The organism is Rhodococcus sp. NPDC058639, assembly GCF_042717545.1.
GTDB lineage: Bacteria > Actinomycetota > Actinomycetes > Mycobacteriales > Mycobacteriaceae > Rhodococcus.
Window position 1 is genome coordinate 180,236 of sequence record NZ_JBHXRF010000001.1, and the last position, 12,527, is coordinate 192,762.

Here is a 12,527-nt window from a genome sequence, read left to right on the forward strand (position 1 = left end):
ACTTCGCGAAAGGCCCCCTGATGTCCACACCGCTTTCCCTCCCGCCCACCGCACGCGCATGTCATCCCGACGCCACGGTCTCCGAATACCTGGAACGAGGCTGGTGGCAGGACGAGACGATCCCGGACCTCTTCGATTCCTGGGTACAGCGCAGGCCTTCGCATGCCGCGACCACCGACCCGGCCAACCTGGTGGATCTCACCGGGGCACAGCCCCGGTCGCTGACGTGGCAGGAACTCGACGAGCACGTGCGGCGGGTCGCAGCGGTATTCCACGCGCGCGGAATACGGCAGGACGACACGGTTGCCGTGCAGATGCCCAATTCGGTCGCCCTCACCGCCACCTACCTGGCACTGTGGCGCCTCGGCGCCGTGGCGACCCCGATGCCGGCGTCGTATCGCCGTCACGAACTGTCCGGCATCGTCGACGCGTGTTCTGCCGTCGCCGTCGTCACCGTCGGTAAGCTCGGCGACCGCTCACTCGCCACCGAGGCGTCGGAACTGGCCTCCGGCCACCGGACCCTCGGCACGGTATTCGCTTTCGGACCGCACGTACCGGAACAGGCCGTCGAGATCGACCCGACGACGGTGCCCGCACCCCACCTCGACGAAGCCGACGCCTACGCGGCTGCGGTGGTGCGCACGGTCAACGACCGGGTCACCGTGTGCTGGACGAGCGGTACCGAGGCAGCGCCCAAGGGCGTACCCCGGTGCCACGCGGATTGGCTCGCGGTGGGCCGAGGGGTGCAGGACGGCCTCGAAACCACGGAGGATTCCGTGCTCGTGAACCCGTTCCCCTTGGTGAACATGGCCGGGTTCGCAGCGGCGTTGCTGCCCTGGCTCCTCGGTGGCGGTCACCTCGTCCACCACCACCCACTGGACATCGCGGTCTATCTGGGCCAGATCCAGCACCACCGGGCCACCCACACCACCATGCCCCCGGCGATCCTGACGATGCTGCTCAAGAACGACGACCTGCGCGGCAAGTTCGACCTTTCGTCGCTCACGCGCGTCGGGGCGGGTGGCGCACCGCTACCGCCGTCCGTCGTGGCGTCCTGGCAGAACGACCACGGGGTCGAGGTGATCAATTTCTTCGGATCCAACGAGGGCGTCTGCCTTCTCGGTGCACCGGGTGATATCCCGGACCCGACCGTGCGGGCGCAGCATCTGCCGAACTACGCGGCGCCGGACCAGTCGTGGGTGGTGCGTCTGAGCCGCAGCACCGAGGTACGCCTCGTCGATCCCGTGACCGGCGCCCTGGTCGACACCATCGGTGGCCGCGGCGAACTCCGGTTGAAGGGCCCCACCGTCTTCGCGGGTTACCTCGAGGGCACCGCGACGTCGTCCCCGTTCGACGAGGACGGCTTCCTCTGCAGCGGTGACGTTTTCGAATTGTGCGGTGAACACGGCGAGTACCTGCGCTTCGTCGACCGGATCAAGGAGATCGTCATCCGGGGCGGCATGAACATCGCACCGGCAGAGATCGAAGGGCTGCTGCAGGACCACCCGGCGGTGGCCGAAGTCGCGATCATCGGTATCCCCGACGAAGTACTCGGCGAAAAATGCTGCGCGGTCGTGGTTCCCACTGCCGGCGCCACCCCGACACTCGACGACCTCACGGCGCACCTTCGCGCACGGGACATCGCTTCGTTCAAACTGCCGGAACGCATCGAAATAGTCGACACCCTGCCGCGCAACGCGGTCGGCAAACTGTTGCGCCGCCACATCCGCACCGACCTCCTGGAATCCCTATGAGCATGTCCACAGCACCCCACTCCACTCCGGTCGCCCTTCCCGCGCGTCTGCGCGTCCCGGTGGTCGCGGCCCCGATGTTCCTGGTATCCGGCCCGGAACTCGTCATCGCAGCGAGCACGGCCGGAATCGTGGGCTCCTTCCCCACGCCCAACTGCCGCACGACCGCCGAACTCGACCGCTGGATGGGGACGATCTCCGACGGGGTCGCGGCCGCGGGACCGGATGCCGCACCCTGGGCGGTGAACCTGGTGACCCACCGCTCCAACCAGCGGCTCGAGGAGGACTTGCGCCTCGTCGCTGAGCATCGCCCACCTGTGGTCATCACTGCCCTGGGGTCTCCGGAACCGGTGATGGAGACGGTCAAGGGATACGGCGGACTGGTACTCGCCGATGTGGTGTCCGTCCGGCTCGCCCGTAAAGCCGCCGGCTTCGGAGTCGACGGACTCGCTTGCATCTCGGCGGGAGCCGGGGGGCACACGGGCCATCTCTCCCCGTTCGCGTTCGTCTCCGCCGTGCGGCAGTTCTTCGACGGGCTGCTCGTCATCGGCGGGGGCATCGCCGACGGCTGGGGTGTGGCAGGTGCCGTCGCGGCCGGCGCCGATCTCGTCTACATGGGCACCCGGTTCCTCACGGCGACGGAAAGCATGGCATCTCCCGACTACAAGCAGATGGTCGTCGAGCACGGACCGGACGATCTCGTCGTCAGCTCCGGCATCACCGGAACCAGCGCCTCGTGGTTGCGTCCCAGCCTGGTTGCGAACGGTCTCGATCCCGACGCCCTCACCGCGCCGGCCAACCGTGACTACAACGCCGGTGCGGACGTGCAAGGACGGTGGAAGAACATCTGGGCTGCGGGCCAGGGTCTGGGCCTCATCGACGGCGTCACGCCGGTGAAATCCATCGTCGACGACCTCGCCGCCGAATACTCGGCCGCGACGAGCCGTTTCGCCGACCTGAATCTTCGGTAGGTCCGGGACACACAAACGGGGCCGCACACTCTCGTGTGCGGCCCCGCCTGTCGTTCGGCAGCGTCAGCGCTGCGGCATCGTGCTGGTGGTGATCGGAACGGGAAGCGCCGTTGCTCCCTCGAGGAATCGATCCACTGCCGCCGCGCATGCGCGACCCTCGGCGATGGCCCACACGATGAGAGACTGGCCACGCCCCATGTCGCCGGCGACGAACACGCCGTCGACATTGGTGGACCACTCCTCGGAGCGGGCGACGTTGCCGCGCTCGTTGAGGTCCACACCGAGATCCGTGAGCAGGCCCGGCTTCTCGGGCCCGACAAAGCCCATCGCGAGGAGGACGAGATCGGCTTCGAGTTCGAAGTCGCTTCCCTCGACCTTCTCGAAACGGCCGTTCACCATGCGCACCTCATGGGCGCGGAGACCCGTGACCTTGCCGTCCTTACCGACGAACTGCTCGGTGTTGACGGAGAAGACACGGTCGCCGCCCTCTTCGTGTGCCGAAGAGACGCGGTACATCAAGGGGTACGTCGGCCACGGCGTCGACTCGGCGCGCTGCTCCGGCGGGCGCGGCATGATCTCGAACTGGCTGACGCTCACCGCACCCTGACGGTGTGACGTACCGAGGCAGTCGGCACCGGTGTCGCCGCCACCGATGATGACGACCTTCTTGCCTTCCGCCGTGATGGTCGGCGCGGGGAGGTCACCGAACTGGACACGGTTGGCGATCGGCAGGAACTCCATCGCCTGATGGATCCCGTCGAGTTCGCGTCCGGGGATCGGCAGGTCGCGCGCGACGGTCGCACCGCCGGCGAGGACCACGGCGTCGAACTGCTCGCGCAGTTCGTCGGCGGTGATGTCGACCCCGACATTCACTCCGGTCCGGAAGACGGTGCCTTCGGCCTCCATCTGTGCGAGACGGCGGTCGATGAACCGCTTCTCCATCTTGAACTCGGGGATGCCGTAGCGGAGCAGTCCGCCGATGCGGTCGGCCCGCTCGAACACCGTGACCGTGTGCCCGGCGCGCGTAAGTTGCTGCGCTGCCGCAAGTCCCGCCGGACCCGACCCGACGACCGCCACCTTGCGACCGGTGAGCTTCGACGGCGGCACCGGCTTGACGCGGTTGTCCTCGAAGGCCTTCTCGATCAGCTCGACCTCGACCTGCTTGATCGTCACGGGATCCTGGTTGATGCCCAGGACACACGACGCCTCACAGGGTGCCGGGCACAGCCGCCCGGTGAACTCCGGGAAGTTGTTGGTGGCGTGGAGACGTTCGATGCCGTCCTCCCACTTGCCCTTGTACGCCAGGTCGTTCCACTCGGGAATCAGGTTTCCGAGCGGGCAACCGTTGTGGCAGAAGGGAATACCGCAGTCCATGCAGCGGCTCGCCTGGGTCTGGAGGGTCTCGAGCGGGAAGGGCTCGTAGACCTCCTTCCAGTCGAGCAGCCGGAGGGGGACGGGACGACGGACCGGAGTCTCGCGCGATCCGTGCTTGAGGAAGCCGCTTGGATCACCCACGAGCTGCCTCCATGATCGCCTCGTCCACGTTCCCACCACGAATGGTGGCGTCCTTGATAGCCATGAGCACCTTCTTGTAATCGCGAGGCATGACCTTCGCGAAGTGGCTGACCTGTTGTGACCAGTCGGCCAGGATGCGGGCTGCAACGTCGGAGCCCGTTTCGTCACGATGCCGTTCGACCGCGCCCTTGAGCCAGGCGAAGTCTTCGCCCTCGAGATCCTCGAGGTCGACCAGCTCGGTATTCAGGTTGTCCTCGAAGTCCTTGTCCGGGTTGTACACGAACGCGACGCCACCGGACATGCCCGCACCGAAGTTGCGGCCGGTCTTGCCGAGGATGACGACCTTGCCACCCGTCATGTACTCGCAGCCGTGGTCGCCGACGCCTTCGACGACGGCCGTGGCTCCGGAGTTGCGGACTGCGAAACGCTCGCCTGCGACACCGCGGATGAGAACCTCACCGCCGGTGGCACCGAACAGGATCACGTTGCCGGCAATGATGTTGTCTTCCGGCACGAATCCCGGTGCGGCGTCGAGCGGGGGACGCACGACGATGCGGCCACCCGACAAGCCCTTGCCGACGAAGTCGTTCGCGTCCCCGTACAAGCGCAGCGTGATACCGCGAGGCACGAAGGCACCGAAGCTGTTACCGGCCGATCCCGTCAAGGTGATGTCGATGGTGCCGTCCGGCAAGCCGTCCTTGCCGTACTTCTTGGTGACCTCGTGGCCGAGCATCGTGCCGACCGTGCGGTTGACGTTCGTGACGGCCGTGTCGATCTCGACCGGCGTGCCGGACTCGAGAGCCGGCTGCGCCTTGGCGATCAGGTCATTGTCGAGCGCCTTGTCGAGAGCGTGGTCCTGTTCCTTGGTGCAGTGCATGTCCTGCTCGCCGTAGATCGGCGAGGTGACCTTCTGCAGCAACGGCGAGAGATCCAGCTTCGACGCCCGGTAGTGGTCCACGGCCTTGCGGGTGTCGAGGCAGTCGACCTGCCCGATCGCCTCGTCGAGACTGCGGAATCCGAGCTCCGCGAGGTACTCGCGCACCTCTTCGGCGATGTAGAGCATGAAGTTCTCGACGAACTCCGGCTTGCCGGTGAAGCGCTTGCGCAACACCGGGTTCTGCGTCGCGACACCCACGGGGCAGGTGTCGAGGTGACAGACACGCATCATGACGCAGCCCGAGACCACGAGCGGCGCGGTAGCGAAACCGAACTCCTCGCCGCCGAGCAGCGCCGCGACGATGACGTCGCGACCCGTCTTCATCTGGCCGTCGACCTGCACCACGATGCGGTCGCGCAGACCGTTGAGCATCAGGGTCTGCTGGGTCTCGGCCAGGCCGATCTCCCACGGTGCGCCGGCATGCTTGAGCGAGGTCAGCGGCGACGCGCCGGTGCCACCGTCGTGACCGGAGATGAGCACCACGTCGGCATGCGCCTTGGACACGCCCGCCGCGACCGTGCCGACACCGAGTTCGGACACCAGCTTCACGTGGATGCGGGCTGCCGGGTTGGCATTCTTCAGGTCGTGGATCAGCTGGGCCAGATCCTCGATTGAGTAGATGTCGTGGTGCGGCGGCGGCGAGATCAGGCCGACGCCCGGCGTGGAGCCACGCACCTCGGCGACCCACGGGTACACCTTGTGCGGTGGGAGCTGACCGCCCTCGCCGGGCTTGGCGCCCTGCGCCATCTTGATCTGGATATCGGTGCAGTTCGTCAGGTAGTGCGACGACACACCAAACCGGCCGGACGCGACCTGCTTGATCGCCGAGCGCCTCCAGTCGCCGTTCTCGTCCGGCGTGAAGCGGTCGGGATGTTCGCCGCCCTCACCGGAGTTCGATCGGCCGCCGAGACGGTTCATCGCGATCGCGAGGGTTTCGTGAGCCTCCGACGAGATGGAGCCGTAGCTCATCGCACCGGTGGAGAACCGCTTGACGATCTCGCTCGCCGGCTCGACCTCCTCGAGAGGCACGGCGGGGCGCAAACCGGTCTTGAACTCGAACAGGCCACGGAGCGACGCGAGCTGCTGCGACTGATCGTCGACGAGCTTCGTGTACTCCTTGAACACCTTGTACTGACCGGTGCGGGTGGCGTGCTGGAGCTTGAACACCGTGTCCGGGTTGAACAGGTGGTACTCGCCTTCACGACGCCACTGGTATTCGCCGCCCACCTCGAGCTCGCGGTGCGCGTGCTCGGAGGGCCGGTCGAGGAATGCCGACCGGTGACGGGCTGCCACGTCGCGGGCGATCTCGTCGAGGCCGACGCCCCCGAGCTGTGACTGCAGGCCCGTGAAGTACTCGTCGACGAGGTCCTGCGACAGGCCGATGACCTGGAACAGCTGCGCGCCCGTGTAGGAGGCGAGGGTGGAGATGCCCATCTTGGACATCACCTTCAGGACGCCCTTCGACGCGGCCTTGATGTAGTTGGCGATGGCCTGCTCGAGGGTCATGCCCTCCGGCAGGTCGCCGTTCTGCAGCAACTCGTCGATGCTCTCGAACGCCATGTACGGATTGACCACGGCCGCACCGAAACCGCACAGCGCGGCGATGTGGTGCACCTCGCGGGCGTCTCCGGCCTCGACGAGCAGACCGACCTGCGTGCGCGTCTTCTCCCGCACGAGGTGGTGGTGCACCGCGGAGGTGAGGAGCAGCGACGGGATCGGCGCGAGCTTCTCGTCGGACTCCCGGTCCGACAACACGATCAGGCGTGCGCCCTTCTCGATGGCCTGGGACACCTGCGCGCGAATGCTTGCGAGCGCCTGCTCCAGGCCGGCTCCGCCTTCCGCGACCGGGTACAGGCCGCGGATGATGACGCTGCTGAAGCCCGGGAACTGCTTCTCGTCGTTGACGTGGATGAGCTTCTGCAGATCGTCATTGTCGATCACGGGTGCAGAGAGCAGGATGCGCCGGCACGACGCGGCGGTCGGGTCGAGCAGGTCGCCCTCGGGCCCGAGCATCCCACCCATGCTGGTGACGATCTCTTCGCGGATCGCGTCCAGCGGCGGGTTCGTCACCTGCGCGAACAGCTGGGAGAAGAAGTCGAACAGCATGCGCGGCCGCGACGACAGCACAGCGATCGGGGTGTCGGTGCCCATGGAACCGAGCGCCTCACCACCGGTGGCAGCCATCGGCTTGACGAGGAGGTCGACCTCTTCGTTGGTGTATCCGAACACCTGCTGCCGCAACACGACCCGCTCGTGCGACATGTAGGTGTACTTCGACTGCGGAAGGTCTTCGAGGCGGGTGACGCCGTTCTCGACCCACTCCTGGTACGGGAGTTCGGCGGCGAGTTCGCGCTTGATCTCCTCGTCTTCGACGATGCGGCCCTTGGCCGTGTCGACGAGGAACATCCGGCCCGGCTGCAGGCGCCGCTTGCTCACGATCTTCTCGGCGGGGATGTCGAGCACACCCACCTCGGACGCCATCACGACCAGGCCGTCGTCGGTGACCCAGGCGCGCGACGGGCGCAGTCCGTTGCGGTCGAGCACCGCACCGATGACGACACCGTCGGTGAAGCACACGGACGCGGGGCCGTCCCACGGCTCCATGAGCGCGGAGTGGTACTCGTAGAACGCACGACGGGCCGGATCCATGGCCGTGTGCCGTTCCCACGCCTCCGGGATCATCATGAGCACCGCGTGCGGCAGGCTGCGGCCACCGAGGTGGAGAAGTTCGAGAACCTCGTCGAACCGCGCGGTATCCGAGGCACCCGGGGTGCACACGGGGAAGATCTTCTCGAGCTTGTCGCGACCGCCGAAGATGTCGCTGTCGATCAGAGCCTCACGCGCACGCATCCAGTTGGCGTTGCCGGTGACGGTGTTGATCTCACCGTTGTGCGCGACGCGACGGAACGGATGCGCCAGAGGCCACGACGGGAAGGTGTTCGTGGAGAAGCGCGAATGCACCAGACCGAGAGCCGACTCGACACGCTCGTCCTGGAGGTCCACGTAGAAGCCCTCGAGCTGCGGCGTGGTGAGCATGCCCTTGTAGACGAAGGTCGACGCCGACAGGCTCGGGAAGTACACGGTCTCGCGGCCGGGGCCGTCCTCGCCGGGGCCTTCGTGGCCGAGTTCGTGCTCGGTGCGCTTGCGCACCACGTAGGCGCGGCGCTCGAGGTCGATGCCGGTCAGGGCGCGGGCGCCCGACGCGACGAAGATCTGGCGGAAGGTCGGCATGGCGTCGATCGCCATGGAGCCGAGTTCCGACGCGTCCACGGGCACCTCACGCCAGCCGAGGACCTCGAGGCCCTCCTCCTCGACGATGCGGTTCACCTGTGCGACAGCCTCATCGGCGGCTTCCGTGCCCTTGGGCAGGAAGGCGATACCGGTCGCGTAGGCACCTTCGGCGGGAAGGTCGAAGTCGACGACAGCGCGGAAGTAGGCGTCGGGAATCTGAATGAGGATGCCGGCGCCGTCGCCGGTGTTCTGCTCCGCTCCCGCAGCACCGCGATGCTCCAGATTGACGAGCGCGGTGATCGCCTTTTCGACGATGTCGCGGCTTCGGCGACCGTGCATGTCGACAACGAACGCGACGCCACAGGAATCGTGCTCGTTCGAGGGGTGGTAGAGCCCTTGAGGCCCGGGGAGAAGAGTCATACCTAGCCTTCGTTGCGTGCGATAGCACCGACGACCAGCAGCGCTGATGGCCATCTACTGCCGTAGACGGGTATCGGCCGGGTGTCCCGATACCTTCGACACCGCCAGTATCCGCTCATCCGCGACGGTGCGGGTGCCTTTTGTCGGCAGCACGAGACGGGTCTGGCGACCGGTGGGACATCGTGGGCCCACCGCTCTGGTGGAAACGATATGCCAGGTCACCGGGGGTAATGCAACATAGGATGCCCTACCTTTGGGCTGACCTGCGTAAATGCCCCGTTGACACGCCTGTGACGAGCCGTTCACATAACCGCGGGTCGCGGCAGGACGGCGTCGAGAATCCTGCCGATGCCGGTCTGTGGGTCCGTCGCATCGTCCTCGGAGGTGAGCCGGTGGAGGATCACCCCGTCGACGTAGTCCACCACGATCCGCGCGGCCGTCTCGGGGTCGTCGGCGCCGAGCACGGCGAGGATCTCCTTGCCCCACGCGCGCAGTTCTCCGCGCCGCGCTCCCACCGACGCGCGCATCGCGGGGACCGTGGTCGACTCGACGAACAGCGCCAGTCGCGCGCGGGTGCGCACGGAATCCGGGCCGGTCGCGTAGAGCACGTACTCCCGCAGCAGAACCTCGAGGCCGCGCCGGTCCGGTGTCGTGCCGTTCGCCGTGAGTGCCGCCAGGTCCTGACGATCACGTTCGAGGAGGCGATCGAGTACGCCCTCGACGAGTGCACCCCGCGTCCGAAAGTAGTTCGACGTCGAACCTGCGGGAACACCCGCACGCGCGTCGACCCGGCGATGGGTGAGGGCGCGGACCCCGTCGGCTCCCAGAACCTCGATGGCGGCGTCGAGCACAGCGGCACGCTTGTCGGTCACGGCCCCAGCATAAACCGGATACTACGTATGTAGTGACACTACACTACATACGTAGTAGATTGTGGTGCATGAGCGAGACACACGCAGGGAAGGCCGCGATTCTCGGTGGGGGCATCGGGGGGCTCACCGCTGCGAACGCGCTCGTCCGCTTCGGCTGGCACGTCGACGTGTTCGAACGCGCCGAGGGCCTGCCTCCCACCGGAACCGCGCTGGGACTGTGGCCCGAGGCACTTGCCTCGCTCGAGGTCGCCGGCCTCGGCGGCGAGGCCGAGAAACGCGGAGTGCTGCAGACCTCGGGGTGGTTCCTGCGCTGGGACGGCCGGCCCATCGCGCGCCTCGAGAATCTCCGGCGGCCGGCGGTCCTCCTGTCGCGACCGCCGTTGCTCGAGCTCCTGTCCGCCGGGTTACCGGATGGCACAGTGCACTTCGGTCACCTTGCCCCAGCTGCACCGGATCTTTCCGGATACGACGTCGTGGTCGGCGCCGACGGCATCGGGAGTGCGACGCGCGACGCCCTCTTCGGGCCGCGGTTCCGGCCGGTCTACACCGGATTCACCGCATGGCGAGGGTGGGTCGACGGTCGTGCCGCCTCGCTGAGCGAAAGCTGGGGCCCGAACGCGCTGTTCGGGATCACACCGCGCGACGGCGACCTCACCAACTGGTTCGCGGCCGTTCGCGCGCCGGCCGACTCGACCGGCGGTGTTCCCGAACTACGCGAGCGCTTCCGCGAGTGGCACCCCGCGGTCGTCGACGTACTCGATCGCCTCGACCCCCCTACGGTGCTGCATCACGACCTGTACCAGTCGCCACCGCTGCCGTCGTACGTCCGCGGCAAGGTGGCCCTCATCGGTGACGCCGCACACGCGATGGCCCCCAACCTCGGCCGCGGTGCCTGCGAAGCGATCGTCGACGCCTCCGCGCTCGCCGTCCTGCTGAGCGAACATCCCGTCGCCGAAGCCTTACGTCGCTACGACCGCGCGCGCCGGCGCCGCACCCAGCGACTCGTGCGGGCCTCCCGGATGCTGGCCGGGGCCGCGACCGCCACCCGGTTCACCACCGTGCGCAACGCAGCGGTCCGCGCCACCTCGAGATTCGCCTGACGCCCGGTTCCTCCGAACCGAACCCACGGCCCTCCACCGGGTCGTAGCGTTCGGGCGCATGAGCCCCGAATTGGAAGGGCACGGTGGCGATCACGCCGCCGCTGTGGCCCGCGCACACGGTGTCGAGACGATGTTCACCCTCTCCGGCGCCCACGTCTTCCCCCTGTACGACGCCGCGGTGAAAGGCGAGTCGCGGATGCGCCTCGTCGACGTGCGGCACGAACAGACGGCGGTGTTCGCGGCGGAGGCGACCGGCAAGCTCGACCGGCATCCGGGCCTGGCGGTACTCACCGCCGGGCCGGGCGTCACGAACGGGATCAGCGCCGTCACGCAAGCTCACTTCGCGGGCTCGCCGCTGGTCGTGCTGGGCGGCCGCGCCCCCAATGCGCGCTGGGGCACCGGCAGTCTCCAGGAACTGGATCAGCCCCCGTTGTTCCGGTCCGTCACCAAGCTGTCGGAGACGGCCCGCACCGTCGGTGAGGTCGGCCCGACGGTGGATGCGGCGTTCACCGCGGCCGAATCCCCGCATCGTGGACCGGCTTTCGTCGACGTCCCGATGGACGAGTTGTACGGACGGGTGACGGCGCCGCGGCCCCGGGCGCATGTGCGTGCCCGGCTCGAGCCGGATGCGGAAGACCTGGCCGAGATCGCGCGACTGCTGACCACCTCGGAACGGCCACTGCTCGTCCTCGGCACCGACGTGTGGGCGGACGGCGCCGAGAACGCCGCCCTCTGGTTCGTCGACGAACTGGGCATACCGGTGATCACCAACGGCATGGGACGCGGCATCGTCCCCGGCGGTCATCCGCTGCTCGTCAGCAAAGCACGGAGCGCGGCGGCCGGCACGTGCGATCTCGTGCTGGTCGTGGGCACACCACTGGATTTCCGGCTCGGGTACGGACGGTTCGGAGGCCGCGACGGCGGTCCGGCGGCCCAGGTCGTGCACATTGCGGACTCCCCCGGCCAGATCTCGGCACATGCCGAACTCGCGGCGTCCGCGTCCGGGGATCTCACGGCGTGCTTCGACGGCATTCTCTCGGCCTTGTCCGCAAGGCCGGATATACGGGCGTGGGCGGACCGGTTGCGCGATCTCACGCTCGAGGCGGCCGCTCGGGATACCGCGCTGCTGTCCGCCGACTCGGACCCCATCCATCCGGCCCGCATCTACGGTGAGCTTCTCCCGCGTCTGGCCGACGATGCCGTCGTCATCGGAGACGGCGGTGACTTCGTGTCCTTCGCGGGAAAGTTCGTCGAGCCGCGGAAGCCGGGCCTGTGGCTCGATCCCGGACCGTACGGATGCCTCGGTGCCGGTCTGGGGGCGGCGATCGCGGCCCGGATAGCGCGGCCGTCGAGCCAGGTCGTGTTGCTGCTCGGCGACGGAGCCGCCGGAATGTCACTGATGGATGTCGACACCCTGGTGCGGCACCGGCTGCCGGTAGTGATCGTGGTGGGGAACAACTCGGCGTGGGGGCTCGAGAAGGGGCCCATGCAGATGTTGTACGGATACGACGTCGCGGCAGACCTCACCCCCGGCACCCGCTACGACCAGGTAGCGGTCGCGTTGGGTGCCGGGGGTGAGTTGGTCGCCGATCCCCGGGCGATCGGCCCGGCCCTGGACCGGGCTTTCTCGTCGGGGATCCCCTATGTGGTGAACGTTCTCACCGACACGGAGGCGGCCTATCCTCGCGCGACCACAGGCATCTGAAAGCCCGTAAACAACAACTGGCCGC

The 12,527-nt window shown here is 67.7% G+C and carries 7 protein-coding genes; 4 read left to right on the forward strand and 3 right to left on the reverse strand.

Annotation, left to right across the window (positions count from 1 at the left end):
* Window positions 1-20: 20 nt before the first annotated feature.
* Together ACFWU2_RS00835 and ACFWU2_RS00840 are read left to right on the forward strand one after the other, a co-directional pair.
* Complete coding sequence (locus tag ACFWU2_RS00835) at window positions 21-1,754, forward strand: class I adenylate-forming enzyme family protein (RefSeq protein WP_378598860.1); 1,734 nt, start codon at window positions 21-23, stop codon at window positions 1,752-1,754.
* A complete protein-coding gene (locus ACFWU2_RS00840; RefSeq protein WP_378598863.1) occupies window positions 1,751-2,722 on the forward strand; it encodes an NAD(P)H-dependent flavin oxidoreductase in 972 nt (323 codons plus the stop codon). The genes ACFWU2_RS00835 and ACFWU2_RS00840 overlap by 4 nt, the downstream gene beginning before the upstream one ends.
* 63 nt (window positions 2,723-2,785) lie before the next feature.
* On the opposite strand, the gene ACFWU2_RS00845 is transcribed toward ACFWU2_RS00840, so the two are convergent.
* The 3 genes from ACFWU2_RS00845 to ACFWU2_RS00855 all read right to left on the reverse strand — a co-directional run bounded on the left by ACFWU2_RS00845 (window position 2,786) and on the right by ACFWU2_RS00855 (window position 9,697).
* Window positions 2,786-4,237 carry a glutamate synthase subunit beta gene (locus ACFWU2_RS00845; protein ID WP_378598866.1) on the reverse strand — a complete coding sequence of 484 codons (1,452 nt, stop codon included), beginning with the start codon at window positions 4,235-4,237 and terminating at the stop codon, window positions 2,786-2,788.
* On the reverse strand, window positions 4,230-8,825 hold the full coding sequence (gene gltB, locus ACFWU2_RS00850; RefSeq protein ID WP_378598869.1) for a glutamate synthase large subunit: 4,596 nt from the start codon (window positions 8,823-8,825) through the stop codon (window positions 4,230-4,232). Before gltB ends, ACFWU2_RS00845 begins: the two co-directional genes overlap by 8 nt.
* A gap of 302 nt (window positions 8,826-9,127) precedes the next feature.
* A complete protein-coding gene (locus ACFWU2_RS00855) occupies window positions 9,128-9,697 on the reverse strand; it encodes a TetR/AcrR family transcriptional regulator (protein WP_378598872.1) in 570 nt (189 codons plus the stop codon).
* 68 nt (window positions 9,698-9,765) lie between these two features.
* Between ACFWU2_RS00855 and ACFWU2_RS00860 the strand changes: the two genes are divergently transcribed.
* Window positions 9,766-10,797, forward strand: a complete 1,032-nt coding sequence (locus ACFWU2_RS00860; RefSeq protein ID WP_378598875.1) for an FAD-dependent monooxygenase — start codon at window positions 9,766-9,768, stop codon at window positions 10,795-10,797.
* A gap of 58 nt (window positions 10,798-10,855) precedes the next feature.
* Window positions 10,856-12,502 carry an acetolactate synthase gene (locus tag ACFWU2_RS00865; protein ID WP_378598877.1) on the forward strand — a complete coding sequence of 549 codons (1,647 nt, stop codon included), beginning with the start codon at window positions 10,856-10,858 and terminating at the stop codon, window positions 12,500-12,502.
* The last annotated feature ends 25 nt before the right edge of the window (window positions 12,503-12,527 follow it).